Genomic DNA, 24,729 nt, shown 5'->3' with positions numbered 1-24,729 from the left:
CTAGGGTTCCTCGACGATCAGCGCGGGGGTGTTGCGGCGCAGGGTTTCCCCCCGGAAGAAGGCCGGCTGGCGCGTCCGCATGATCATCATGAACACCAGCCCGATCAGGATCAGTCCGAGCCCGAGGATCAGCACCAGCCCGACGCCGCCGATGCTGGCGCCGCTGCCGTATTCCGGGGAAGCGCTGTCGCGCAAGGTGATCAGGAACACCGCCAGCAGACCCAGCCCGCCGAGCAGTGGGAACACCAGCTTGAAGGTGATGCTGTAAGCGCTGACGAACAACTCGTGGCGGAAGAACCAGATACAGCCGAACGCGGTGAGGCCGTAGTAGAAGCAGATCATGATGCCGAGCGAGTAGATCGTGTCGGTGAGCACGCTTTCGCTGACGAATGTCAGCACCGAATAGAACACCGCCGCACCGACGCCGGCGGCGACGGTCGCGAACGACGGTGTCATGAAGCGGGGATGGATGGTGGTGAAGCGCTTCGGGAACGCCCCGTAGGTTCCCATCGCCAGCATCGTGCGTGACGTGGGCAGGAAGGTGGTGATCAGGCTGGCTGCACTCGATGCCAGCACCGCAAGGAACAGCACCAGGTGCCATGGCTCACCGAAGATCGGCCCGGCCAGAGCGCCGAACACGTTGTCCGCGATGTCCTCGTTGCCCAGCCCCACCCCTTCGGTGCCTACCCCGGCATACATCTGCGTAGCGATGGCCACCAGCAGGTAGGTCCCGAGTATCGACAACACGCACAGCAGCGCCGCCCGCCCGGGGGTGCTGTCGGAGTCGCGGGATTCCTCGTTGACGGTCAGCGCGGTGTCCCACCCCCAGAACGCGAAGATCGAACCCGACAGGCCGGCGATGAACGCCGACATCGTGAGTCCGGCCGGGCTGAACCAGTCGAGGCTGAACGCGATGCCGGTCGGTGAGGAACCCGACTTCACCAACGCCACCACCGCGAACGTCAGCAGCACCAACATCTGGAAGCCGACAAGCACGAACTGGACCCGCTCGGTGGTGGTGATCCCGCGGTAGGAGATTGCGGTGGCCGCGGCCAGGAATGCCAGGCACGTCAGCACGTTGATCAACGGGTTCTGCCACAGCGAGGCGATGCTGTCGTTTCCGAGCAGGTCGCCGACGAACTGATAGAAGAACTGCACCGCGACGCCGGCGAGGTTGGACAACACGATCACCGTGGCGACCACCGCCGCCCAGCCGCCGAGCCACCCGACGTAGGGGCCGAACGCCTTGGTGGTCCACGTGAAAGACGTGCCGCAGTCCGGCGCCACCTTGTTCAGTTCGCGGTATGCGTATGCGGCGAAGAACATCGGCAGGAAGCCGGCGATGATGACCACCGCCATCTTCGACCCGGCTTCGGCGACGAGGATGCCGATCGTGGCGGTCAACGCGTACGCAGGCGCCACCGACGAGATACCCAGAACAGTGCCACCGAGCACCCCGACGGCATTGTGTGAGAGGCCCTTGTCCTTGAGGTCGGGTCCGCCCCGGTGGTGTGGGTCGGGCGCCTCGATCTGCATAGGACCTCGCTCTGGCCGAAGGTCTCCCTAGAGTAAGGGCGGTGTGGGCGGTTGTCCCTACTTCGACCCGAAGGAGTCCCATGACGTTCGAAACACCTCCCGACAGGACCGGCGCGCCCACCACGGTCACCGAACAGCCCGGCCGGTTTGTCATCGAGGTCGACGGCCGCCCAGTCGGACTCGCCGACTTCGACGACCGCGGCGGCAGTCGCGTCTTTCCGCACACCGAGGTGCTACCCGAGTACCAAGGTCGAGGGCTGGCCACGATTCTCGTCGCCGAGGCCCTACGCTCCACCCGTGCCGCCGGGTTGCGGATCGTGCCGACGTGCTGGATGGTGGCCGAATTCATCGACCGGCACCCGGAGTACGCCGACATCACCGATCCCGGATAACACCGCCTCATGACCGAATCCGCAGACGACGACGCCCCGCACAGCGATTTCATCCGCGGCGCCGTCCTGATCTGCGCGACGGCGATCGTCGCGGGAGTGGCCATCGGCTTCATCGGCGGCGCCTTCCGCTGGTGCCTGCAGACCGCCGACCGGTTGCGGGTGGAACTCGTCGACTGGACCCACGTGTTGCCGGGGCCGGGGTGGTTGGTGCCGATGGCGGCTGCCGCGCTCGGTGCGACGCTGGCGGCGTTGATCGTCCGATGGGTGCCGTTGGCTGCAGGCAGCGGCATCCAGCACGTCGAGGCGGTGTTCCGCGGCGACGCCCGACCGCCGCTGCTCCTGCTGCTGCCCGCGAAGTTCATCGGTGGTGTGTTGTCGATCGGTGCGGGGCTGGTGCTGGGGCGCGAGGGTCCGACCGTGCACATGGGTGCCGCGATCGGCGCGGAAGCGGCACGGCGAGCGAGACTTTCGGAGTCCGACGTCCGGATGATGCAGACCGCGGTGGGCGGGGCGGGTCTGGCGGTGGCGTTCAACGCACCGATCGGCGGCACCCTGTTTGCGCTCGAGGAAGTGACGAAGTCGTTCCGGCTGCAGACGGTTCTGGCCACGCTGTTGGCGTGTGCCAGCGCGGTGGGATGTGTGCGCTTCATCCTCGGAAACGAGCCCGATTTCCTGGTCAGGTCCATCGAGGCGCCCAACCTCGGGTGGCTGCCCGTCTTCGTGGTGTTCGGCCTGCTGACTGGATGTCTGGGCGCGGTGTACAACCGGCTGGTGCTGTGGTTCCTCGACCACGTCACCGGCTGGCGACGGATCCCGGCGTTGGCCAAAGCCGCGGTGATCGGTGCCGTCATCGGCCTGGCGATGTTCGTCAACCCGCTCGCAGTGGGCGGTGGCGACCCCCTGACCCAGATGATCCTCAGCGGTCAGTACCTCGTGCTGCCGGTCGTTGCCGGGTATCTGTTGGTGCGTTTTGTCGCGGGCCCGTTGTCGTACTCGGCCGCGGTGCCCGGGGGACTGTTCGCGCCGTTGCTGGCCATCGGCGCACTGTGGGGGCTGCTGTTCGTCGGCGGTTTCGACGCGGTGTGGCCCGGCGACGCGACGACGCTGGCGCTGCCGATGGCACTGGTGGGGATGGCGGCGTTCTTCGGCGCTACCGTGCGCGCACCGGTGACTGGCATCGTGATCGTCATCGAGATGACCGCAACCACCTCGGTCGCCATCCCGATGTTGGCCGCCACGGCGGCGGCGGTCTTGGCCGCCGAGCTCACCCGGTCGCCACCCATCTACGACAGCCTGCGCGAGCGGATGGTGCCCGAAACCCCGCGCTGACGCGCAGGCCGCTCAGCCGTCGGCGTCGCGGGTGCGGCGCAGCCGCCGCAGCCGCCGCAGCTGCCACGGATGATCGCGGTACGGCCACATCTTCTCGATCTCGGCGTTGAACTCGGCACCCAGCAGCACCACGAACGCCGTGATGTAGAGCCACAGGACAACGGCGATGGGTACCGCGAGTTGGCGGAAGACCGCGTTGTCCTGGACGCTGAGCGCGAGATAACCGCGCAATCCCGCAGATGCCAAGAGCCACAACACCATTGCCAGCAGAGCCCCGGGTACGTCCCGGCGCCACGGGGTCTTCCACGGAACACCTATGTGGTAGAGCGTGACCAGCCCGCCGAGGACCAGCAGGGCCACGCCGGGCCAGAACAACACGTCAAGCATCCGCAGCGTGGTGTCCGCGACGGTGTCGGGGGCCAGCCATTCGACGATCCGGGGACCGAACACCATCGGCGGGAGCACCGCAACGGCTCCCAGAAGTGCCCCGATGGTCAGCCCCAGCGCCAGCAGGCGCCGACGCCAGGCGGGGCGTGGCTCGAGCCCGTAGGCGATCGTCATCGTCTCCAGATAGCGGTTCACCGCCCGAGAACCCGTCCAGATGGCTAGGGCGATTCCCACGGAGACCACGCCGCCGCGGGTCTCGGCGAGCACCGAATCGACCACCCGCTCATAGGTGGCGAAGGTGGGGTCGGTGAGAAACGACTGGGGGATGCCGAGAACGAGTTGGCGCAGCCGCTGGGTGCCCGCCGGACCGAGTGCGGCCGCGACGAACCCCAGCGATCCGATGACCGCCAGCAGCAGCGCAGGCAGCGAGATCAAGGTGAACAGCGCGGCCTCGGCTGCCAGGCCGGGGACGCGGTCGTTGATGGTGTCGCGGCCGGTGCGTTCGATCAGCCGACAGCCCTGCTGAACCGGTGCGGGCAGCCGGGCGAACTGTGCCGAGCCGCGTCGCTCGAGCGTTTCACGTGCCGCCAGAACGGGTTCCGACAGCCGCGACTTCAGGTTCGCCCGCTGCCTGTCCGGTTCCATCGGGTCAAGCCTAGGAAACGGCGGTGCCGCGGACTTCCCGCGGGGTCCGCGCTAGCTGAAATGTGTCTGTGGGCGTGGGAGTCGCACTCCGTCGACGGTGATGTCGAGCTTCTCGTTGTAGAACGCGACCATGCCCGCGATCGCCGCCACCGCCGGCAGCGGGGTGTGGTAGGTCCACGCGATGTCGGCGTGGCCGGCGGCACCGACGTGGGCCGACCAGTAGCCCGAGGTGACGCCCTTGTACGGGCACAGCGTCTGGGTGTCCGACGGTTCCAGATGCTCGAACGCGACATCACTCCGGTCGATGTAATACCTTGTCGGCAAACCGGTTTCGAAGAGCAGGACCGGGCAGGTGGTGTCGGCCAGGAGTACGTCGTCGAGTGCCACCGTGACGTGGCGATGGGAGCGCAGCGCATCCACCCGGGCGTACGGGTTGCGGGGGTGGCCGTAGATCGGTTCGTCCTCCTCGAACCAGGTCAGCGACTCCCACTCGAACCGCACCAGGCCGGCGACGTCGCCGTCGCCGTCGTCGAACACCCGGGCCGCCGACGGGTGGGTCTGCGACTTTCCGGTCAGGGAGAACATCCGCGACGGTCCGAACTGCACCCGCTGGGGATGATCCTCGTCACGCAGGAATCCGGCGCGCACATCTTCGCGCGGGATGTAGTACTGCGGGTAGTACGGCACTTCCCACACGTATCGTGCGGACGTCGTGTCGAAGACCAGTTCGTGGCCGAGGAAGCCGCGGACCCGTCGGGGCGCAGGTTCGACGCGTCCGCGGGCCGCGGCCATCTGCGGGTAGTCAGGTGCCGGTGGCTGACCCATCACGCAACCCCTAATTGTCGTACCGTCAACGTTGCTGTCACGGTAAGCAGGACGAGGCGAAGTTAGGTGTTAATGAGGAAATCGGCTGCTGTTCGGGTGAATTCACACTCATGCCGACGGGTCGGGCAGGGCGGGGGCTCCCGATGACGCGGGTCCGCTGGTGGCCTTTCCGGCAGGAAAGCGACACAGAGTCGGGGCGCGCCGCGACGACCACTGTGGTGGCCACCACAGGCGTGCGACTGCTGGCGGCGTCGGTGGTCCTGGTGCCCAGCGCCGTACTCCTGGTACGCCTCGGTGAACCGTTTGCAATGTCGGCGATGGCGAGCACGGCGGCCATCGTGCTGCACTCGCCGAACCGCTACCGCCGCAGGCCCGCGGTCATCGCGATCTGCTACGCGGTGGGGCTTGCGCTCACCGTTCCCATCTCTCTGACCGCGGTGTTCACCCCGATGTCGGGTCTTGTCGCGTCCACCATCGCCGCGGTGCTGATCGTGGCTTCGCCGTTGGGGCGGGTGCACCCGCCGACGGCGTGCATTCCGCTGGCGATCACCACGGCTCCCAGCGCTGGAGTGCTGTTGAACGGATGGCTGGCTTTCGCCGCCGTCGCGGCCGCTGTGCTTGTCGGCCTGTGGCTGCTCACCTTCACGCTGCGGCGAATCTGACGCACGCGCTGCCCGCACAGCACAACCCGCAGATGCCGAGAGACATCATCTGCGGGCTGTGGGACCGGGGACGCCGGCGGTTATGCCGGACAGTAGGACTGGGTCGCTGCGCCGACGAAGAACCCACTCTGCTCGATGGTCCAGTCTGCGGGGCCGCTGATCTCGACGGCCACCTGTTCGGGGGGCTGGCCGGCGGCCACGTACTCGCAGACGGCCTCGGCGAGCGCGATGGCGTCCTCGGAGCTGGAGAACGGGACGCCTTCGCTCTCGAGCGTCGCGATGAAGATGTCGTCGGACTCATCGGCGAAGGCGGGGGCGGCCGTCATCGTCACAAGGCCGGCAGCCGCGACGACAGCGGAAACGATGAATTTGGTCCGCATCGATGTCCCCCTGAATCAGCTCGTGAATCGACACGGTACGCCGAGTGCCGGAATCCCGTTGTTATTTGCCGGAAATCTGAATGGCACATTGTTCCGGCCGGTCGCAGGGCGCTGTGTCCGGCAATCCCGCTGCGTCAACCTGCAGGTCACTGGGCTGGCGGCGGGCGCCATTCCCAATGAATGACCCATTTCCCGACTGCACTGTTCGCATTTCCTTCTGGGAATTCGCCACCTGCCGACGGCGTATTTCTGAGTCCTGACAAACCGTGCGAATACCGCCGGACTCGGCGGGGAGGTTCGTCAGGTCTCGTCCGGTATGTCGTGCCGGGTCTGCGAGCGGGCGGGAGCGTCCGGATCCTCGTTGCGTCGGTCCAGCTTGTCCTGGAGTGCACGCTGATCTTCGGTGGCTTTGGTGGCGTCCTTGGGCGTGGACGGGGGATCGTTGCTCTGTTCCACGGCTGAACCTCCATTCGGCATTCGGCGTCGGGCGACGACCCCAGTGGTGTCTCCGATCAGGACTCCGGGGAAACACCGTGCAGGTAGAGAGGGCGCAGCGCGGTCCTCACATGCCGCGCGCGCTCGTGTGAGCGGGTGGCAACAAACACGAATAGCTGGCGTTGCCGTTCGGCAATACGGGGTGGGAATCCTCCGGTATTCGACTTACTGGAAAGGTCAGCCATGTCCTATGTGAACCCGCCGGACTTCGTCGGCAAGATGATCGATGCAGGCGAATCCAAAGCCACCATGTCCACCCGGGACACCCTCATCCGCGCCTACATGGCCGGGGCGATCCTTGCGCTCGCCGCCGCGTTCGCCGTGACGATCACGGTGCAGACCGGCAACGCGTTGCTCGGCGCCGTCCTGTTCCCGGTCGGTTTCTGCCTGTTGTATCTGCTGGGCTTCGACTTGCTGACCGGCGTGTTCACGCTGGTGCCGCTGGCGCTGCTCGACAAGCGCCGCGGTGTGACGGTGCGCTCGATGTTGCGCAACTGGGGGTGGGTGTTCCTCGGCAACTTCGCCGGGGCACTGACCGTGGCGGTGATGATGGCCGTCGTGTTCACCTACGGCTTCAGCGTCGACCCCAACGAGGTCGGGCAGAAACTCGGAGAGATCGGGCACAGCCGCACCGTGGGCTACGCCGAGCACGGCGCGGCCGGGATGCTCACGTTGTTCATCCGCGGTGTGCTGTGCAACTGGATGGTGTCCACCGGCGTCGTCGCGGCCATGATGTCGACCAGCGTGTCGGGCAAGGTCATCACGATGTGGATGCCGATCATGCTGTTCTTTTACATGGGATTCGAGCATTCGGTGGTCAACATGTTCCTGTTCCCGTCGGGGCTGATGCTCGGCGGCGACTTCTCGCTGGCCGATTACCTGGTGTGGAACGAAATCCCGACTGTGGTCGGCAATCTCGTCGGCGGGCTGGCGTTCGTGGGTCTCACCCTGTTCGCCACCCACGCGCGAACCGGCAAGTCCCGGCTGATGCTGCCCGACGATGTCGCGGCCGCCCAGCCTGCTGAGAAGCGAGAGGGCGCGAACGCATGACACCGATCATGGCCAAGGCGCAGGCCGCCGAACTGATCACCTCCGCACGGATCCGCAAGAAGCTGGCGTGGGCTGACATCGCCAAGGAGATCAACGCACCGCTGGTGTGGTGCGTGGCGGCGCTGCTCGGGCAACACCCGATGACGAGTGATCAGGCTGCACGGGTGTGTGAACTGCTGGAACTCGATGCCGCGGTCGCGGAGAGCCTGCAGATGCAACCGGCGCGGGGGCTGGAGCCCGCGCTGCTGTCCGACCCGACGATCTACCGGTTCCACGAGGCGCTGTCGGTCTACGGTCCCGCTCTCAAGGAGCTCATCCACGAGGAGTTCGGCGACGGCATCATGAGCGCCATCAACTTCAAGGTCGACGTCACCCGCCGCGAGCATCCCGACGGCGACCGGGTGGTGGTCACCTTCGACGGGAAATTCCTCGATTATCGGTGGTGACTGCGGGCAGCGGCGGCTGCCGCGTTTCGAAAGCCCCTCAGCGGGGTAACCCCGTTCCGTCGCGTCATGACGCGGACAGCGCGTGCGGCGGTCAAGTCTGAGACCTCCGGTGACCTCGCCGTACAGCCATCTGGTTCAGCTCCGAGCCTTTGCATATCAAGCCGCAACCGAGGGAGCCGCTCGAGATGTTGACCGCAGCACCGACCCAGTACGCCGATGTGACGGAGATGTTCCACCGTCTCAAGACACTGGATCCGCAGTCCATGGAGTACCGCCGCCAGCGAGAGATGATCGTCGAGACGTGTTTGCCGTTGGCCAACCACATCGCCCGTCGCTTCAGTAACCGCGGTGAGCCGGTGGAAGATCTCGTGCAGGTGGCGCGCCTCGGGCTGGTCCAGGCGGTGAACCGGTTCGATCCGGACAACGGGGCGGAGTTCCTGGCATTCGCCGTTCCGACGATGATGGGCGAGGTGCGCCGCCATTTCCGCGATCACGGATGGTCGGTCAAGGTTCCTCGCAGGCTCAAAGAGCTTGGCTCGCAGCTGAAGCGGTCCCGCGACGAGTTGTCGCAACGGCTGGGGCGGGCCCCCACCGCCAGCGAGATCGCCGCAGACCTGGGCATCGACCGCGAAGAAGTGGTGCAGGCGCAGATTGCGTTCAGCTCCTACTCGACCATCTCCACCGATGCGCCGACTGGGGACAACGACGAACGCACCGTGGGAACCAGTTTCGGCGATGTCGACGCGAACCTCGACAAGGTGCTCGAAGCCGAGACGGTGCGCCCGCTGCTGGCGGCACTTCCGCAGCGGGATCTGCTGGTGTTGAAACTTCGGTTCTTCGAGAACATGACCCAGACCCAGATCGCCGAGCAGTTGGGGATCTCGCAGATGCACGTGTCCCGCCTGCTGTCCCGGGCGCTGGCCACGCTGCGCGAGAACGTCAGGACACCCGAACCGGCGTGAAGCCGTCCGGCGCCGGCCGGCCCGAACGGGTCGGCGGGGTGCCGGCAGACTAGATCCGGATCACTCCGCGGATCGTGATCTGCTCGGTTTCGCACAGCCGGCAGGTCAGCGGGCGGACCTTGAGACGGACATTCGCGATCCGCAGCGCCGTCTGGCACATCGGGTACGGGCACCCGCAGGACAGCGTCACCCACCATTGCGCCGGATGGGCGAGAGGATTGCAGAGTTTGTGGCAGGCGCACAGGATGTCGGGCTCGAAGTCCAGTTCGGCCAGCGAGGGCTCGAGCAGTGTGGTCACGGGCACCAAGGCTAAAGTCAAGGTCGAGACTTTGGCGGGAGGCGCGCGCAAGAATTTCTCGCGACCGGCGCTGTCGGGAAATCAGCGGGCGCCGCTGACGTGTGCCCCGGCATCGCCCGGGAGCCGCAGCGTTTCGACGATCGTCAGCGCCAGGAGTGCGCCGAGCGCGGCGAATGCCCACGCGTAGGAACCCAGCACGGTCAGCAGTAGCGCGCCGATGGCGATTCCCAGGCCGGCAGCCAGTTCCTGCACGGCCGCGTTCAACGTGTTCGCGTGGGTGAGAGCCTCACCGTCGACGTCGGCGAACGCCAGGCTGTTGTACGCGGTGAACCCGATCGAGCGCAGCGCACCACTGACGAAGAGCAGCATCCCGATCACCGCGATCGGCATGTCGGCGTGCAGCGTGGCCAACATGCCGAACCAGCCCACCGACAGCACTGCGTTGACCAGCAGCACCCGCTTGATGCCGAACCTGCGCATCAGGGGTGTGGTGATGGGTTTGATCACCAGGTTGCCCAAGAACAGCGCCGCCACCATCAGCCCCGCCGTGAAGGCGGACCAACCGAATTCAAGCTGGAACAGCAGCGGCAGCAGGAACGGCACCGCGGAGATGACCAGTCGGTACAGCGAACCACCCGACACCGTGATACGCAGCGTGCGCACCTTGAGTACGGCCAACTCGACCAGTGGGGAGGCGGTCCGCCGCAGGTGCCACACCGCGACGGCCAAGCACACCGTCGCCGCCACGGCTCCGGACCCGACGAGCCCCCACGACGTTCCGCTGCCTCGAACATGTTCGACTGCGACCAGCGCCGCGGTGATCCCGGCCCCCAGCAGGAGCAGGCCCCGCCAGTCGAACGACCTGCGCGTCGGTGCGGGACCGCCGCGAATCAGCTTGAACGCCAACAACAGTCCGATGAGGCCGATCGGGATGTTCACCACGAAGATCCAGCGCCACGACCCCAGCGTGGCGATCGCGCCGCCCAGCACCGGGGCCACCACCGGTGCGGCCAGAGCCGGCCACGTCAGCACGGCGATGGCGCGGACCAAATCGGACTTCGCGCTGTAGCGCAGTACGGCCAACCGTCCAACGGGGACCATCATCGCGCCCCCGACACCCTGCAGGACCCGCGTCGCGACGAGCATCGGCAGCGACCCGCTCAGGGCGCAGCCGACGGAGGCGAGGGTGAAGACCGCGATGGCGGCGATGAAGACCGGCCGGATGCCGAATCTGTCGGCCATCCAACCGCTGGCCGGGATCAGCACCGCCACCGTCACCAGGTAGGCCGAGATGGCGACGTTGACGTCGACGGCCGCGACGCTGAACGAAGCGGCGATCGCCGGGATCGCCGGGGCGATGATGGTGGCGTCCAGGATCTCCATGAAAAACGCCCCGGCAACAAGCAATGCCATCCCCCTGGGAAACGCGGGGGATGGCTCGGGGGATGGCATTGCGTTGGATCCTGAGTCGGATCCCGTACCGGACATGGCTTCCCAACCTAGACGCCGGCCGACCCTTGCGGCGACCGCGCGGCGTGGGGGTCAGCGCGAGCAGTCCAGCGAGACGGTGACCTTGGGCGTGGGAGCGACGGTGAAGACGTTGATGTCGTCGTCGTCGTTGATCGGGAACGGCTGCTTGGCCACCGGATGGTTGCGCACCCCGAGGATCGAGCACTGGTCCAGCGGTGCGCTGCCGATGCGGCTGATGCGGACGTCGAAGCCCTGAGCCCGAAGCTGGCCGATGGTCGACGAGGCGCCTCCGTTCTGTTCCGGTGCGGCGTGCCCGGGTGCGGCGAAGGCCAGCAGCGCACTCAGTGGCAGAACGGCGGTGGCGATGAACTTCTTCATGATGGATCTCCCTGTTTTGGTGCGTCACGTTCGGTGACGACGGTGAAACTGACTGACACCATCGTCGCGACGCAGCTCTTGCAATGCTTGGAGCTTGTGTGGAGATTCCATGGAGAAACGGGGAGATCCCGGGAGGAGTTCAGAAAGGCCGGCGATCAGCCCGCGACGACGGCGTCGTACTCCGGGCAGTAGGCGTCAACGGCCCCTCGCATCAACTGGGTGGCCGCAGCGGCGTCGACGCCCTGGGCGAGCAGGGCATCGACGATGTTGCCGCGGATGATCGCCGGGCCGATGTTGTTGACGCTGCCCTCGGCGACGATGTCGCACACGTTGTTGCCCGCCTCGGTGGCTTCCTCGGGTGTTTCGAAGTGCAGACCCAGATCGGCTACGACAGAGAGGAACTGGGAGTCGGCTTCGGTGGCGTGGGCCATGGCCGGACCGACGAACAGCGACAGTCCGGCCGAGACGCTCGCGGCAGCTGCGACGAGCCCGAGACGGCTGTGCATATGACCTCCCTGTGGTCTACCTGTGCGGATGGTAGCCCCCACGCCCGGCTCCTCCCGGCATTTGCGCGCCGAGTCCGCCCGGCGGTCAGCGGTCGTCGGTGAACGCGGTATCGATGATCGCGCGCCAGTGGATAGTCGCCGAGTGCGCTGACTGCCCGGATCTGCAGTTCGTCGACCACCGCCGGGTGATACCGCGGGTCGACATCAGATCGGCGATCCACGCCATCGTTTCGGGAACGGGGCGCCGATCGCCGGTCAGAACGGCCGCGACCTGTGCGCGCTCCTCGTGCAACCGGGCCGAGTCCAGCGCGATGGCCACCGCGTTGCCGCCGTAGAGGCGCACTCTGCCGGTCCGGTTCAACGGTAATTGCTGATTCGGACAGCCTGTCCGATAGCCTGTAGACCGGTTGTCCGTTTTCGACAACGTTCCGGGTTCAGAACTGCAGCCTCACGAAATGATCCGCGACCGCTCCGGCGGACGTCAACTCATGAGACGAGGCCAGTACGTGCAGCAATTCACCGAACATCAGGTTGACGGCGTCATAGTCGTCGAAGCTGTGGGTGCTGTCGACATGCTGACCGCGCCGCAACTCCAAGAGGTCGTGACGGCCGCGCTCGAACGTCAGCCCGCCGGTCTCATCATCGACATGACTCGGGTGGACTTTCTCGGTTCGGCCGGGATGCAGGTCCTGTTGGTCACCCGCGACCGCCTCGGGTCCAGCACCAGATTCGGCGTTGTCGCCGACGGTCCTGCCACGAGTCGTCCACTGAAGATCACCGGCATCGCCGATCTGGTCGAACTGTTCTCGTCGCTGGATGTCGCGCTGACGAACTTCACCCAGTGACGCTTCCTTGACCGCCCAGGTTTGAGGCGCCGCCGCCGCGGGAACAGACGCTTTGCTGGAGCGGGTGTGCCGCTCCCGGATGCGGCTGGTGCCGGTTCCGGGCAGGAAGATCTCAGAAAGGGCGTGTCCCGTGGGTGATGACAACAATTCAGGTCCGGAAGAAGCCGTCAAGGGTGTCGTGGAGGGCGTGAAGGGTAAGGCCAAGGAAGTTGCCGGCGTCGTCACCGGCCGCGACGACCTGCAGCGCGAAGGTGAGGCGCAGCAGGACAAGGCCGACGCGCAGCGCGAGGCCGCGAAGAAAGAGGCCGAAGCCGAAAGCGCCCGCGGTGCCGCGAAGGCGAGCGAGGAACGGCAGAAGGCCGAGCAGTAGTCATCTCCACCGCGTGAGTGCCCGGCGATGACCGTCACCTCCATCCGCACCAAGTCGGCCGAGAGCCGACGTTTCACCATCGCGTCGACGTCGCTCGACGTGCTGTGTCGTGCGCGCGGCACCGAGGTGACGATCGCGGTGTCCGGCGAGGTCGACGCGGTCAACGCCAGGGAGTTTGCGCATATCGTCCGCGAGGCCGTGGGGGAGCACACCGGCGTGGTTCTCGACCTGACCGGGGTGCCCTTCATGGCCTTCGACGGCGTTTCCGCGTTGTACGCGATCAGCGCACATCTGCTCCGGCAGGATGCGGCCTGGTGTGTGGTCGCCAACGCCGCGGTGTCCCGTGTGCTCGAGCTCTGCGACCCCGAAGGGCTGATCCCGCTGGCGGGGATCAGGTCGCTTCGAGGCGCCGCGTCGGCCTGAGCGAGAACCGGTCACAGCGAACTCCTCGGGCGCAGCCCGCCGAGCCGGGCGCCCCTCATCTGCCACCCGTGATGTCCGGGTGGGAACGCAGGGCATTTCTTGCTCGTGTCCGGATGTGATCTGACGCTCACTTTTTCGGGAGAAACTAAGAAAATGTTATCGCCAGGTTTGGTTCGTTCGAGCCCGTAGCAGTTGCCTGATGCTGAGTATCTGCTGTCAGCAGATTGATTACCATTTGCTGGCTTTCGATAAAAATATGATAACCAAGAAATTCCTAAGCGCCTCCTGAGAGGGCTGGCCGGTACGGCGAGATCCGGGGATTACGCGGGCGTTCATCACGAATTTACATGGCTACACTCGACTCAGGTCGCGCCCGGACGGGCGATAACGACGGTGAAACTAGTGCCGGTTCAATTGAGACCGGTGGAGGTACCACGACATATGGCAAACATTTTGAGGCCTATGGGGTCTGTGATGCGTGAAGTGAGTTCTGACTCGCGTGTGGCTGACGAGGCGTTCACGGCGGAGGCACTGCCCACCGACACGACCCTCGAGCACCGTGTCGCGGTCGGGCATGGCCCGGTCGGCGACATCGCCGCAGGCCGCGCCGGCGTCGTCGTGGCCAATCCGGCAACGGACAGTGTGTCGGTTCTCGACGCCGCAGGTCGCGCCTTCGGGACGGATCTGGGCCTGGCGGGCGAACCGGTCGCCGTCGTCGTCACCGACGACCGCGCCTACGTCACCACCGCTTCTGCGACCCAGGACACCCTGTCGGTGATCAATCTGGATGCCGGAGCGGTCGTCGCGACCTTCCCGCTGGCCTTCGGGGTCAGCGCACTGGCCGCCAGCCCGGACGGTAAACGTGTCTACGCGGGACGGACTGCCCACGGCCACGTCGACATCACCGTGATCGACCCCGCCGCCGAGCGCGCCGGGACCGTCGACATCGGAACCGGTCCCGCCGCCGGCCTGGACGCCCTGTGTGTGGACCCCAGCGGCAAGCGCCTGTACGCGGCGGTCACCGACGACAACGGCAGCCAGGTGGTCGCAGTGGACACCGAGACGTCCCGGGTGCAGCGGGTCATCCCGATCGGCTCGCCGATCAGGGACATCGCTGTCGCCGGTGGCACGGTTTATGTGCTGACCTCCGACCGGGCGGTGGGCGGCGCCGTCCACGTCATCGAGTTGTCGACCGCGAAGGTGACCGCCACCGTCGAACTCGGGGGAGCTCCCACGCAGTTGGTGATGAGCCCGGATCACGCGCGTGCCTACGTCGTCGACTACGACCGGGTCGCGGTGCTGTGCACGCTGAGCCTCGAGGTCGTTGATTCGTTGTCGGTGCCGGCCCGCCCGTCGTGCGTCGCGCTCGACGACGATGGATCGCACCTCTACGTCGCCGACTACTCCGGCGTCGTCAGTGTGTTCGGCGTCGAGTCGACGATCGAGAAGCTGTACTCGGAGTTCCTGGCGACGGACCCGATCGCGCTCAGCGTCCCCCGGGCCAGGGAGTTGCAACCCGCAGCGGTCTGACCCCGGTCAGCGCCACTGATAGCGGGTTTTCGGTCGGCCCGCCTTGCCGTAGTCGGTGAGGCGCCGGACCGTGCCGTCGTCAGCGAGCCTTTCCAGATAGCGCCACGCCGTCACGCGGGAGACGCCCACCTGTTTGGCCACCTCGTCTGCGGTGAGCCCGCCCGGGCCGTCTGAGTCAGCCGAGGCATCGCGGATCGCGCGGGCGATCTCGTCGTTGGTGCCCGCTGCCATGCCTTTCGGGCCGGTCGCCCGGTCCGAGCCGACACGAAGCTCACCCAGCGCACGGTCGACCTCGGCCTGGCTGGCAGCGTCGGTGCCCGCAGGCAGCGCGTCGCGGTAACGCTGGTAACGCTCGAGTCGGTCGCGGAACGCGGCGAACGTGAACGGCTTGAGCAGATAGGCCAGCGCGCCGTGTCCCACCGCCGCCCGCACCATCTCGAGGTCGCGCTCGGAGGTGATCGTGATGATGTCGGGTGCCGGCCGCAGTCCGGACAGCGCCGAGGCCAGTGCGATCCCGTTCGCGTCGGGGAGGCCGATGTCCAGCAGCACCAGGTCGATCGGCGTGCCCGAGGCCGTCGCCTCTGTGGCCACCCGCATCGCATCACGGGCGGTATGACTGACTGCGGCTACCGAAAACCCCTGCAGCCGTGAGAGATAGGTCTGATGCGCGTCTGCGATCAGGGGTTCGTCCTCGACGATCAGCACGTTGATCACGGGCCTGGCACCGTCACCGTCACGACCGAACCGTACGTCACGTCCGTGGTAAGCCGCCCGTGGTGTCGATTGACCACTTGTGCCACCAGCGCCAGGCCCAACCCGTGCTGGTCGGCGTCCCCACTAGATTTCGTCGAGTATCCCCGCCGCATCGCTTTGGCAAAGGTCCTGGCGTCCATGCCATCTCCGCTGTCGGCGACCCGGATCAACAGATCTCCGTCGTCCTGGGTCACCGTCACCTCCACCCAGGGGTCGGAGCGGTCGCAGGCCTCCATCGCGTTGTCGATCAGGTTGCCCAGAACGGTGACCATCTCCTGGCCGGTGAGCAGGAGGTCGTCGCTGTTCGCCGGGAGCCGGGTGTCCTCGGTGACGGTCAGCTCGATCCCTCGTTCGGCGGCTTGCGCCGTCTTGCCGAGAAGCAGCGCCACCAGCGCGGGCTCCCCCACCGTGCTGGACAGCCTGTCCACGAGCCGCTGCGACAGCGCCAGTTCGGCGGTGGCGAACTCCACCGCGTCCTCGGCACGCCCCATCTCCACCATCGTCACGATGGTGTGCAGCTTGTTCGCCGCTTCATGGGCCTGTGACCGCAACGAGTCGGTGAGGATCTTCAGAGAGTTGAGTTCGCCCAGCGCTCCCTGCAATTCAGTCCGGTCGCGGATGGTCACCACCTCCGAGCCGTCGCCGTTTGTGCCTGCGGAACCGTGCACCGGCGAGCGGTTGACCACCAGCACCCGATCGTCGGTGACGTGGATCTCGTCGCGGGCGCCGGGGTTGTACGTGCGCAGGAACTCGGGCAGATCGGACCGGTCGACCTCACCGGAGGGCAGCGCCAGCAGGCGCCGGGCCTCGTCGTTGACCAATGCGACGCCGCTGCCGTCCAGCACGATCAGCCCCTCCGACACCGAATGCAGAATGGCGTCGTGGTGTTCGTACATCACCCGCAGCTCGTCGGGACGCAGTCCGTGGGTCTGCCTGAACAACCGACGCCGGATGGCCCACACCCCTACCAGGGAAACAGCAAGCGCTGCAACACCTATTGCGGCGATGACGGGCCACTGCGCGCGCCACCGATCCGCCAGGCTCTGTTGCAGGATTCCTGCGGAGACCACCCCGATGATGTTCCCGGACGAATCGCGCACCGGGGCCACCGCACGGATCGACGGTCCCAGGGTCCCGGTGTACACCTCGGTGAAAGTCGAACCGCGCAGCGCCGGTTCGATGGTTCCCAGGTAGTCACCGCCGATCTGATCAGGGTCGGTGTGGGTGAACCGGGTGCGGTCCGGGGCCATGATCGTGATGAACGCGATGTCGGTGTGCATGCGCACTGCCTCGGTGACCGGTTGCAGGACCTCGGTCGCCCGGCCTGACTCGATCGCCGACGCGGTGGAGGGTGAATCCGCCAGTGCGCTGGCGATTCCCAGGACCTGTTGTTCTGCTGCGGCGTCGCCGTCGCGACGGGCGTCGACGACCGCCAACGCGCTACCGGCCACCACGATCAACGCGATCACCAGCACCTGCAGCGCGATCGCCTGCCCGGCCAGCGACCGCGGCCACGCGGCGCCACGCAACAGCGGTCCCATCGGCTAAGCCGCCTCCCGTTGAACGAAATGAACTAAAACGTGACCTGGCTCACGCGGTCGCTGACCATCCTTACAGACCACATCGCCAACCCGCCCCGGGTGGACTGAAAGGAAGAGGCCATGACGACGACGGACAAGCTCGCTGCGCCCGAGGCGCCCAAGCGGCGCGACAGAACCCATTGGCTGTACATCTCGGTGCTCATCGCGGTGATCGCCGGGGTCGGGGTCGGCATTCTCGCTCCGGAGGTCGGCAAGAGTGTCGGCGTGCTCGGCACCATGTTCGTCGCGCTGATCAAGATGATGATCGCGCCGGTCATCTTCTGCACGATCGTGTTGGGCATCGGATCGGTCCGCAAGGCCGCGACCGTGGGCAAGGTCGGCGGGCTGGCCTTCGTGTACTTCCTGGCGATGTCCACCTTCGCGCTTGCCATCGGGCTGGTGGTCGGCAATCTGCTGCACCCCGGCAGCGGTCTCAACCTCACGGAGAGCGCGTCCGGCAAGGGCGCCGAACTCGCCGAGAAAGCCCATGAATCCGGCGGCATGATGGACTTCGTCCAGGGGATCATCCCGACGTCGCTGTTATCGTCGCTGACCGAAGGCAGTGTGCTGCAGGCACTGTTCGTCGCGCTGCTGGTCGGCTTCGCGCTGCAAGGTCTCGGCTCGGCGGGCGAGCCGATTCTGCGGGGGATCGAGCATCTGCAGAAGCTGGTGTTCAAGGTGCTGATCATGATCCTGTGGCTGGCGCCCATCGGGGCATTCGGCGCCATCGCCAACGTGGTCGGCCAGACCGGCTGGGCCGCGGTGGGACAGCTGATGGCTCTGATGCTCGGCTTCTACCTGACCTGCACGATCTTCGTGTTCGGCGTCCTGGGCTCGCTGCTGCGCATCGTGTCCGGTGTGTCGATCTTCAAGTTGGTGCGCTACCTGGCCCGCGAGTACCTGCTCATCGTGTCGACGTCGTCGTCGGAGTCGGCGCTGCCGCGGCTGATCGCCAAAATGGAGCACCTCGGTGTGGACCGCTCGACCGTGGGCGTCGTGGTGCCCACCGGCTACTCGTTCAACCTCGACGGCACCGCGATCTATCTGACGATGGCCTCGCTGTTCATCGCCGGTGCGCTCGGCGACCCGCTGACCGTCGGCGAGCAGATCGGCCTGCTGGTGTTCATGATCGTCGCGTCCAAGGGGGCGGCGGGCGTCACCGGCGCCGGCCTGGCCACGCTGGCCGGCGGGCTGCAGGCACACCGTCCTGACCTGCTCGACGGCGTCGGCCTGATCGTCGGGATCGACCGGTTCATGTCGGAGGCGCGGGCGCTGACCAACTTCTCCGGCAACGCGGTGGCCACCCTGCTGGTGGGGTCCTGGACCAAGACCGTCGACAAGAACAAGGTGAACGCCGTTCTCGCGGGCAGGGATCCGTTCGACGAGCTCACCATGGTCGACGATCCGCACAGTTCCGGTGCCGCCCGCGTCGACGAGCCGGTGCGGGAGAAACTCCCTGCGACGGTGTAGGGCGCGTATTCGCCGAGGGTACGGTTTCTGACGATCTCCCGCCGAGATCCGTCAGAAACCGTACTTTCGGCGTTTCAGCCGGTGCAGTCCAGTGACACCGAGATCGACTGGCGGACAACCACGTCCACCACCCGGCCGCCATCGTCGTGGCCGCGCCGGTCGTGGTGGCCGGGGTCGTCGGCGTAAGCGAGCTCGGTCTGCTGTTGGGGATTGCGGATGTCGGTCACGGTGCATTCGCCGATCGGTGCGTTGCCGATCCGGTCGATGTTGACGTAATAGCCCGCCAACTCCAGCTGCTCGATGACCTCCCACGGGCTCTGTTGATCAGCCGCCGCCGGGCCCGCGTGGGCCAGCACCACCCCGACGCCTGCCAGTAGCAGTGCTGTGCGCATCGTCGTGCCTCCGTAAAAGCGCGGCCCGACCCACTTGCTACATCGGCACCCGGACGCCGAACGTTTCTCCCGCTTGCGGCACGGGCGACCTCAGCGGTCGGCGCGCTGGTAGGCGGTGACGACGGCAGCGCCACCCAACCCGATGTTGTGCTGCAACGCGGCGGTGACTCCTGAGACCTGACGACGATCCGCCGTGCCACGCAGCTGCCAGGTCAGCTCACTGCACTGCGCCAGGCCGGTGGCGCCCAGCGGATGACCCTTGGAGATCAGCCCGCCCGAGGGGTTGACCACCCACCGTCCGCCGTAAGTGGTGTCGTCGTCGTCGATCAGCTTGGGTGCCTCGCCCGGTCCACACAGGCCGAGGGCCTCGTAGAGCAGCAACTCGTTGGCCGAGAAGCAGTCGTGCAGCTCGATCACCTGGAAATCCTCGGGCCCCAACCCGGACTGGTGGTAAACCTGTTGGGCAGCTTGCACGTTCATGTCATGGCCGATGATGTTGGCGGCGCTGCCGTCGAAGGTCGACGCGAAATCGGTGGTCATGGCCTGCCCGACGATCTCGACGGCCTGCTCTGCCAGGTTGTGTTTCGCGACGTAGTCCTCGCCGGCCAGCACGACCGCCGCCGATCCGTCGGAGGTCGGGGAGCACTGCAGCTTGGTCAGCGGGTCGGAGATCATCTTCGCGGCCAGAATGTCCTCGAGGGTGTATTCGTCCTGGAACTGCGCGTACGGGTTGTTCACCGAGTGCTTGTGGTTCTTGTGGCCGATCTTCGCGAAATGCTCGGCGGTGGTGCCGTATTTCTTCATGTGCTCACGGCCGGCTGCGCCGAACATCCACGGCGCCACGGGGAACTGCATCTCGTCGATCTCGTTGAGCGCCAGGATGTGCCGCTTCATCGGCGACTCGCGGTCGTCGGCTCCGCCGCCCAGCGAGCCCGGCTGCATCTTCTCGAAGCCCAGGGCCAGCACGCAGTCGGCAAGTCCGCCGCGGATGGACTGCGCTGCCAGATACAGCGCGGTGGACCCGGTCGAGCAGTTGTTGTTGACGTTGACGATCGGGATGCCGGTCATGCCGAGCTCGTAGAGAGCGCGCTGCCCCGAGGTCGAGTCACCCGAGCAGTACCCGACGTACCCCTGCTCGATCTCGGTGTAGTCGACCCCGGCATCCTGCAACGCCTTGGTCCCCGACTCGTTGGCCATCTGGGGGTAATCCCAGCCCTCGCGTCGGCCCGGCTTCTCGAACTTGGTCATACCCACGCCGATGACAAAAACCCGGTTGCCGACGTTGCCCATGGCTCCCCATCTCTTCGCAGCCGTTGCGTCCATCACCGTACCGCGACGCTCAGCCGTACCGCAGCCACCAGGTGTGCAGCTCCTCGAGGTCGGGGCCCTGCGCGTCGGCCAACAGCAGTCCCGCGTCGTTGGTCCACACCACGTCGGCGCGGTCGTTGTAAGTGCCGCAGGCGATCTGGCCGGCAACCTGGTCCGGGGTCTCGGTGTAGTTCCACGTGGTCGGGGACTCGACGCCGCTGCCTGGGCACTCCAGATTCTCGGTGTTCAGTAGGACCGCCTCGTTGAAGGCGGCGTCCAGGGTGGCCTGGTCGGCGAACAGCGAGTAGCGGGTGCTGCGGGGGCCGCCGGGGGTGGTCGCCTGTGCGCAATCGACCGTCGCGATGGACGTCCCCGCCGGCGGGCTGATCGGCTCACAGTTCGAGCTGTCATGGCCGGCGGACAGCAGCCCCATCAGTTGCGCGTCGAAGGACTCGGCTCGCGGCGGCGGTGCCGTCGTCGTCCTGGTGCGCCGGGTGGGCTCCGGGGAACCGGTCTGCGACGGAGTGCTGGTGCGGGGAGCCGCCGTCGGCCCGGACGCCGAATCGTCGGATTGCAGCAACCACCACACACCGACCCCGGCCAGCGCCACGAAGATCACCACGGCTGCCGAGACGAGCAGGATCAACGGCGTTTTCCCACCGCCACCGCTGGGCGGGCCGGGTGGCGGCCCCCAGCCGGGTGGCGGCGGGCCGGGTGGCGGCGCCCAGTTCGGAGGGCCCGGCGGAGGTGGCGGCGGGTATGTCATCGTCGCTCCTCAGGTGTGCGCGGCGGGCCACCNCACCTTAAGCCCGGGCGCGCCCGCACATGTGGTCAATGGCGCCGGGTTGTCGCTTTCGTCTCCGCCCGCCCGGGGACCTGGTGTACATCTGGGTAGAACGCGTTCTAGTTTTCACTCGCGGGAGGAGAGGACATGGCGCTTCGCGTCGTGCAGTGGGCGACCGGCGGAGTCGGTGTCGCAGCGGTGAAGGGGGTGCTCGAACATCCCGAGCTGGAACTGGTGGGCTGCTGGGTGCACTCCCCGGACAAAGCGGGCCGCGACGTCGGCCAGATCGTCGGCACCGAACCCCTCGGGATCACCGCGACCGACAGCGTCGACGAGATCCTCGCGCTGGACGCCGACGCGGTCATCTACACACCGCTGATGGCAAACCCGGACGAAGTCGCCTCGCTGCTGAGGTCGGGCAAGAACGTCGTCACGCCCGTGGGCTGGCTGTATCCCAGCGAACGCAGCGGGGCGCCGCTGCGGGCCGCCGCGATCGAAGGCAACGCCACACTGCACGGCACCGGTATCGCGCCCGGCGGGATCAGCGAGAAGTTCCCGCTGTTGATGTCGGCGATGTCGACGGGGGTGACGTTCGTCCGGGCCGAGGAGTACTCCGACCTGCGCACCTACGAGGCGCCCGATGTGCTTCGCCACGTCATGGGGTTCGGGGAGACGCCGGACAAGGCCCTGACCGGTCCGATGCAGAAGCTGCTCGACGCGGGCTTCATCCAAGCCGTGCGGATGTGTGTGGACCAGTTGGGTTTTGCCGCGGATTCCAGGGTACGGGCTTCGCAGGAGATCGCGGTCGCCACGGCGACGATCGACTCACCCATGGGCCCGATCGCGCCAGGGCAGGTCGCCGGCCGGAAGTTCCACTGGGAGGCACTCGCCGACGGCGAGGTCGTGGTGCGGGTGACGGTGAACTGGTTGATGGGGGAGGAGAACCTCGACCCGGCATGGTCTTTCGGACCGGAGGGGCAACGCTATGAGATGGAGGTGCGCGGCAACCCCGATTTCACGGTCTCGGTCAAGGGTTTCCAGTCCGAGCTCGGCAGCCACGGGCCGGAGTACGGGGTCGTCGGCACCGCCGCGCACTGCGTGAACTCGGTGCCCGCGGTCTGCGCGGCCCCGGCCGGCATCGCCACCTACCTGGACCTGCCGCTGATCAGCGGAAAGGCCGCACCCCGCCTTCGTTGACTAGCATCTGCTCATGCCCGAACCCCATGTGATGGACCAGTCGCGCGCCATACCCGTCGACGTAGACACCGCTTTCGCGCGCACCCTGCCGGTGCCACTGCCCACACTGTTCAGCCGGTGGTACGGGCCGATCTCGCCGGTCAAGGCCGTACGCGGGCAGGACGGTGACTGGAGCGCCGCCGGTCAGACCCGCACCGTCGTGCAGGTCGGTGGTGGCAGCATGCGCGAGGAGTTGACCGTCGTCGACCCTCCGAACGTGTTCCGTTACACGCTGTCAGACGTCACCGGCCCGCTGGCACCGCTGGTGGACCATATCGACGGGGAGTGGTCGTTCACGCCGGTCGGCACCGGCACAACGGTCACCTGGCGCTGGACCGTGTACCCGAAGTCCCGTGTTGCGGCCGCTGCGCTTCCCGCCTTCGCCCTGCTGTGGCGCGGGTTTGCCCGCCAAGCCCTCGAGCAGCTCTCCCACGAGCTCCTGCGCTGAATGGGCGCCGACAACAGACGCGCGCTGGTGCTGGCAGGCGGAGGACTGGCCGGGATCGCGTGGGAGACCGGTGTGCTGCAAGGTATTTGCGACGAAGCACCCGAGGCGGGTGAGGCGCTGCTCAGCTCTGAGGTTCTTCTGGGCACCTCCGCCGGTTCCACCGTCGCCGCGCAGCTGGGCAGCGGTCTGTCGGTGGGCGAGTTGTTCGACAGGCAGGTGGCCGACGAGAGCCGCGAACTACATCCCGGTGTGTCCGTGGATGCGATCGCCGAGCTGTTCTTGACCGCGATGCTCACTCCGAACGCGACCAAGGAGCAGAGGCTTCAGGAGATCGGCGCCGTCGCCACGGCCACCGAGACCGTGCCCGAAGCGGTCCGCCGTGAGGTGATCGCGCATCGGCTGCCCTCTCACGGCTGGCCGCAGCGCACCCTGCGTGTCACCGCTATCGACCTCGCCACAGGTGAACTGGTGGTGTTCGACAACAGCTCCGGCGTCGACCTGGTGGACGCGGTCGCCGCGAGCTGCGCGGTACCTGGGGTGTGGCCGCCGGTGACGATCGATGGTCGCCGCTTCATGGACGGCGGGGTGGGCAGCACCGTGAACATGTCGGCAGCCCGGGACTGCGGCGTCGCGGTCGCGCTGGTGCCGTCGGGGCAGGATTCACCGTCGCCGTGGGGCACGGCCGCAGTCGCGGAGATCGACGCGTTCGCCGGTGCGAGCCTGGCGGTGTTCGCCGACGTGGAGTCGCTCGCCGCCTTCGGGCCCAACCCGCTGGACCCGGCGTGTCGTGCGCCGTCGGCGCGGGCCGGCCGGATCCAGGGCCGTAAGGAGGCTTCGCGGGTGGCGCGGTTCCTAGGACTGTGAAGGTTCGTCGAGTGCGTTGAGCGCAACGCTGGCGAGCTCCTGTCCGATGTCGATGACCTCGTTGGCGCGGTGGAAGTCCAGGCTCCGGCACACGGTGCGCGGAACCTCGATGAGCAGGTCGGGCGGATAGGCCGCCAACGTGTGCCGGGCCAAGGCGGCCTGTGCGATGTCGATGGTGCGGTACATCACCTCGAAACCGCCGAGCTTGGGGACCACGGGCACGCTCTGTTCCTCGACGGTGTCGTCGTCCTCGTCGGACGTGGCGAAGCGGCCCAGCACTGCCCGTCCTGTCTGGGTCTCGAGCAGTGACCGTGCGGCTTTGGTGTCGAGCAACGACGACGTGCTGCGCCACATCCGGTTGAGCCATTCCGCGGTCAGGCTGGCTTCGACATCGGTATGCCTGGTTCGGGGATCGTCGCCGGACAGGCTCACCGCGATCGTGGCATCGGCGACGGCCGCGGCGATCGGCGCCATCGGGATGGGATCGAGGATGCCGCCGTCGGCCAGCAGCCGGCCGCCGAGCACATGGGGCGTGATGACGCCGGGGATGGCGATCGACGCCCGGATCGCGTCGTCTACCGGGCCGCGTTGCATCCACACCGACTTGCCGGTGATCAGGTCGGTGGCCACCGACGTGAACGGCACCGGCAGTTCCTCGATGGTGACCTCGCCGAGGATCTCGCGTACCGCCTCGAGGATCTTCTCGGCACGCAGTACCCCCGCCGAGGTGATCGACGGATCGAGCAGGCGCAGTACCGCACGCTGCGTCAAAGAGCTTGCCCACAAGGCGTATTCGTCGAGTTTGCCGGCAGCTTCGAGCCCGCCGACCAACGCCCCCATCGAGGACCCGGCGATGCCGACGATCTCGTGGCCGCGTTCGTGGAGTTCGTTGATCACGCCGATGTGCGCGTAACCGCGCGCCCCACCACTGCCCAGCGCCAGTGCCACCCGCATGGTCCCCATTC

The 24,729-nt window shown here is 66.9% G+C and carries 30 protein-coding genes; 14 read left to right on the top strand and 16 right to left on the bottom strand.

What is annotated here, in order from left to right; translation table 11 throughout:
* Positions 1-1,536: an APC family permease gene (locus BEMPMBAN_RS25730; protein WP_159234334.1), complete on the bottom strand. Its 1,536-nt coding sequence runs from the start codon at positions 1,534-1,536 to the stop codon at positions 1-3.
* A gap of 80 nt (positions 1,537-1,616) precedes the next feature.
* Here BEMPMBAN_RS25730 and BEMPMBAN_RS25725 point away from each other — a divergent pair, with 80 nt between their 5' ends.
* Both BEMPMBAN_RS25725 and BEMPMBAN_RS25720 read left to right on the top strand, forming a co-directional pair.
* A complete protein-coding gene (locus tag BEMPMBAN_RS25725; RefSeq protein WP_159234332.1) occupies positions 1,617-1,928 on the top strand; it encodes a GNAT family N-acetyltransferase in 312 nt (103 codons plus the stop codon).
* Positions 1,929-1,937: 9 nt separating this feature from the next.
* A complete protein-coding gene (locus BEMPMBAN_RS25720) occupies positions 1,938-3,257 on the top strand; it encodes a H(+)/Cl(-) exchange transporter ClcA (protein WP_159234330.1) in 1,320 nt (439 codons plus the stop codon).
* 12 nt (positions 3,258-3,269) lie between these two features.
* Here the strand turns inward: BEMPMBAN_RS25720 and BEMPMBAN_RS25715 are convergent, their stop codons facing one another.
* Together BEMPMBAN_RS25715 and BEMPMBAN_RS25710 are read right to left on the bottom strand one after the other, a co-directional pair.
* Entirely contained in the window at positions 3,270-4,289 is a 1,020-nt protein-coding gene (locus tag BEMPMBAN_RS25715; RefSeq protein ID WP_159234328.1) for a YihY/virulence factor BrkB family protein, read from the bottom strand.
* Positions 4,290-4,340: 51 nt separating this feature from the next.
* A complete protein-coding gene (locus BEMPMBAN_RS25710) occupies positions 4,341-5,114 on the bottom strand; it encodes a DUF427 domain-containing protein (RefSeq protein ID WP_159234326.1) in 774 nt (257 codons plus the stop codon).
* A 143-nt stretch (positions 5,115-5,257) separates the two neighbouring features.
* Here BEMPMBAN_RS25710 and BEMPMBAN_RS25705 point away from each other — a divergent pair, with 143 nt between their 5' ends.
* The gene (locus tag BEMPMBAN_RS25705) at positions 5,258-5,776 is read left to right on the top strand and encodes a hypothetical protein (RefSeq protein ID WP_159234324.1); all 519 of its coding nucleotides are present in this window, start codon (positions 5,258-5,260) and stop codon (positions 5,774-5,776) included.
* Positions 5,777-5,856: 80 nt separating this feature from the next.
* Here BEMPMBAN_RS25705 and BEMPMBAN_RS25700 read toward each other — a convergent pair whose 3' ends face one another.
* Both BEMPMBAN_RS25700 and BEMPMBAN_RS25695 read right to left on the bottom strand, forming a co-directional pair.
* On the bottom strand, positions 5,857-6,156 hold the full coding sequence (locus BEMPMBAN_RS25700) for a DUF732 domain-containing protein (RefSeq protein ID WP_159234322.1): 300 nt from the start codon (positions 6,154-6,156) through the stop codon (positions 5,857-5,859).
* Positions 6,157-6,456: 300 nt separating this feature from the next.
* Entirely contained in the window at positions 6,457-6,612 is a 156-nt protein-coding gene (locus BEMPMBAN_RS25695) for a hypothetical protein (RefSeq protein WP_200846120.1), read from the bottom strand.
* A 222-nt stretch (positions 6,613-6,834) separates the two neighbouring features.
* On the opposite strand from BEMPMBAN_RS25695, the gene BEMPMBAN_RS25690 reads away from it, so the two are divergent.
* The 3 genes from BEMPMBAN_RS25690 (at position 6,835) to BEMPMBAN_RS25680 (ending at position 9,109) form a co-directional block, all read left to right on the top strand.
* Entirely contained in the window at positions 6,835-7,701 is an 867-nt protein-coding gene (locus BEMPMBAN_RS25690) for a formate/nitrite transporter family protein (protein WP_159234320.1), read from the top strand.
* A complete protein-coding gene (cynS, locus tag BEMPMBAN_RS25685; RefSeq protein WP_159234318.1) occupies positions 7,698-8,147 on the top strand; it encodes a cyanase in 450 nt (149 codons plus the stop codon). The genes BEMPMBAN_RS25690 and cynS overlap by 4 nt, the downstream gene beginning before the upstream one ends.
* Positions 8,148-8,332: 185 nt before the next feature.
* Entirely contained in the window at positions 8,333-9,109 is a 777-nt protein-coding gene (locus BEMPMBAN_RS25680; protein WP_159234316.1) for a SigB/SigF/SigG family RNA polymerase sigma factor, read from the top strand.
* A 49-nt stretch (positions 9,110-9,158) separates the two neighbouring features.
* On the opposite strand, the gene BEMPMBAN_RS25675 is transcribed toward BEMPMBAN_RS25680, so the two are convergent.
* From BEMPMBAN_RS25675 to BEMPMBAN_RS25655, 5 genes are all read right to left on the bottom strand, one after another.
* Positions 9,159-9,407: a hypothetical protein gene (locus tag BEMPMBAN_RS25675; RefSeq protein ID WP_234897699.1), complete on the bottom strand. Its 249-nt coding sequence runs from the start codon at positions 9,405-9,407 to the stop codon at positions 9,159-9,161.
* Between the two features lie 81 nt (positions 9,408-9,488).
* Positions 9,489-10,820, bottom strand: a complete 1,332-nt coding sequence (locus tag BEMPMBAN_RS25670) for an MFS transporter (RefSeq protein ID WP_159234490.1) — start codon at positions 10,818-10,820, stop codon at positions 9,489-9,491.
* A 129-nt stretch (positions 10,821-10,949) separates the two neighbouring features.
* On the bottom strand, positions 10,950-11,255 hold the full coding sequence (locus BEMPMBAN_RS25665) for a hypothetical protein (RefSeq protein WP_159234312.1): 306 nt from the start codon (positions 11,253-11,255) through the stop codon (positions 10,950-10,952).
* 155 nt (positions 11,256-11,410) lie between these two features.
* Positions 11,411-11,761: a DUF732 domain-containing protein gene (locus BEMPMBAN_RS25660; protein WP_159234311.1), complete on the bottom strand. Its 351-nt coding sequence runs from the start codon at positions 11,759-11,761 to the stop codon at positions 11,411-11,413.
* Positions 11,762-11,846: 85 nt separating this feature from the next.
* Complete coding sequence (locus BEMPMBAN_RS25655; RefSeq protein ID WP_159234309.1) at positions 11,847-12,122, bottom strand: hypothetical protein; 276 nt, start codon at positions 12,120-12,122, stop codon at positions 11,847-11,849.
* Positions 12,123-12,267: 145 nt separating this feature from the next.
* On the opposite strand from BEMPMBAN_RS25655, the gene BEMPMBAN_RS25650 reads away from it, so the two are divergent.
* The 4 genes from BEMPMBAN_RS25650 to BEMPMBAN_RS25635 all read left to right on the top strand — a co-directional run bounded on the left by BEMPMBAN_RS25650 (position 12,268) and on the right by BEMPMBAN_RS25635 (position 14,929).
* Positions 12,268-12,606 carry an STAS domain-containing protein gene (locus BEMPMBAN_RS25650; RefSeq protein WP_159234489.1) on the top strand — a complete coding sequence of 113 codons (339 nt, stop codon included), beginning with the start codon at positions 12,268-12,270 and terminating at the stop codon, positions 12,604-12,606.
* A gap of 130 nt (positions 12,607-12,736) precedes the next feature.
* Entirely contained in the window at positions 12,737-12,976 is a 240-nt protein-coding gene (gene mbp1, locus BEMPMBAN_RS25645; RefSeq protein WP_159234307.1) for a microaggregate-binding protein 1, read from the top strand.
* Positions 12,977-13,003: 27 nt separating this feature from the next.
* A complete protein-coding gene (locus tag BEMPMBAN_RS25640; RefSeq protein ID WP_159234305.1) occupies positions 13,004-13,399 on the top strand; it encodes an STAS domain-containing protein in 396 nt (131 codons plus the stop codon).
* A gap of 474 nt (positions 13,400-13,873) precedes the next feature.
* Complete coding sequence (locus BEMPMBAN_RS25635; RefSeq protein ID WP_234897698.1) at positions 13,874-14,929, top strand: MmpL3/TtfA transport complex stabilizer; 1,056 nt, start codon at positions 13,874-13,876, stop codon at positions 14,927-14,929.
* A gap of 6 nt (positions 14,930-14,935) precedes the next feature.
* Here the strand turns inward: BEMPMBAN_RS25635 and BEMPMBAN_RS25630 are convergent, their stop codons facing one another.
* Positions 14,936-15,643 carry a response regulator gene (locus BEMPMBAN_RS25630; RefSeq protein WP_159234301.1) on the bottom strand — a complete coding sequence of 236 codons (708 nt, stop codon included), beginning with the start codon at positions 15,641-15,643 and terminating at the stop codon, positions 14,936-14,938.
* Complete coding sequence (locus BEMPMBAN_RS25625; protein ID WP_159234300.1) at positions 15,640-17,223, bottom strand: sensor histidine kinase; 1,584 nt, start codon at positions 17,221-17,223, stop codon at positions 15,640-15,642. The genes BEMPMBAN_RS25630 and BEMPMBAN_RS25625 overlap by 4 nt, the downstream gene beginning before the upstream one ends.
* A 120-nt stretch (positions 17,224-17,343) precedes the next feature.
* Here BEMPMBAN_RS25625 and BEMPMBAN_RS25620 point away from each other — a divergent pair, with 120 nt between their 5' ends.
* On the top strand, positions 17,344-18,732 hold the full coding sequence (locus BEMPMBAN_RS25620) for a cation:dicarboxylate symporter family transporter (RefSeq protein WP_159234298.1): 1,389 nt from the start codon (positions 17,344-17,346) through the stop codon (positions 18,730-18,732).
* Positions 18,733-18,806: 74 nt separating this feature from the next.
* Here the strand turns inward: BEMPMBAN_RS25620 and BEMPMBAN_RS25615 are convergent, their stop codons facing one another.
* From BEMPMBAN_RS25615 to BEMPMBAN_RS25605, 3 genes are all read right to left on the bottom strand, one after another.
* Positions 18,807-19,124, bottom strand: coding sequence for a hypothetical protein (locus tag BEMPMBAN_RS25615; RefSeq protein WP_159234296.1), 318 nt, complete (start codon positions 19,122-19,124; stop codon positions 18,807-18,809).
* A 90-nt stretch (positions 19,125-19,214) separates the two neighbouring features.
* Positions 19,215-20,414, bottom strand: coding sequence for a lipid-transfer protein (locus BEMPMBAN_RS25610; RefSeq protein WP_159234488.1), 1,200 nt, complete (start codon positions 20,412-20,414; stop codon positions 19,215-19,217).
* 49 nt (positions 20,415-20,463) lie between these two features.
* Positions 20,464-21,198 carry a hypothetical protein gene (locus tag BEMPMBAN_RS25605; protein WP_200846119.1) on the bottom strand — a complete coding sequence of 245 codons (735 nt, stop codon included), beginning with the start codon at positions 21,196-21,198 and terminating at the stop codon, positions 20,464-20,466.
* Positions 21,199-21,363: 165 nt separating this feature from the next.
* Here BEMPMBAN_RS25605 and BEMPMBAN_RS25600 point away from each other — a divergent pair, with 165 nt between their 5' ends.
* Genes BEMPMBAN_RS25600 through BEMPMBAN_RS25590 form a run of 3 tightly spaced genes read left to right on the top strand, consistent with a single transcriptional unit; the run spans position 21,364 to position 23,764 of the window.
* Positions 21,364-22,413, top strand: coding sequence for an NAD(P)H-dependent amine dehydrogenase family protein (locus tag BEMPMBAN_RS25600; protein ID WP_159234291.1), 1,050 nt, complete (start codon positions 21,364-21,366; stop codon positions 22,411-22,413).
* A 13-nt stretch (positions 22,414-22,426) separates the two neighbouring features.
* Positions 22,427-22,900, top strand: coding sequence for an SRPBCC family protein (locus tag BEMPMBAN_RS25595; protein WP_159234290.1), 474 nt, complete (start codon positions 22,427-22,429; stop codon positions 22,898-22,900).
* Entirely contained in the window at positions 22,901-23,764 is an 864-nt protein-coding gene (locus BEMPMBAN_RS25590) for a patatin-like phospholipase family protein (protein ID WP_159234288.1), read from the top strand. It abuts the gene before it with no gap.
* On the opposite strand, the gene BEMPMBAN_RS25585 is transcribed toward BEMPMBAN_RS25590, so the two are convergent.
* Positions 23,753-24,718, bottom strand: coding sequence for a patatin-like phospholipase family protein (locus BEMPMBAN_RS25585; RefSeq protein ID WP_159234286.1), 966 nt, complete (start codon positions 24,716-24,718; stop codon positions 23,753-23,755). The genes BEMPMBAN_RS25590 and BEMPMBAN_RS25585 overlap by 12 nt on opposite strands.
* Between the last annotated feature and the right edge of the window lie 11 nt (positions 24,719-24,729).

Origin of the sequence: Mycolicibacterium austroafricanum, from assembly GCF_902705885.1 — a bacterium.
GTDB lineage: Bacteria > Actinomycetota > Actinomycetes > Mycobacteriales > Mycobacteriaceae > Mycobacterium > Mycobacterium vanbaalenii_A.
This window is presented reverse-complemented; position numbering and strand designations above follow the sequence as displayed.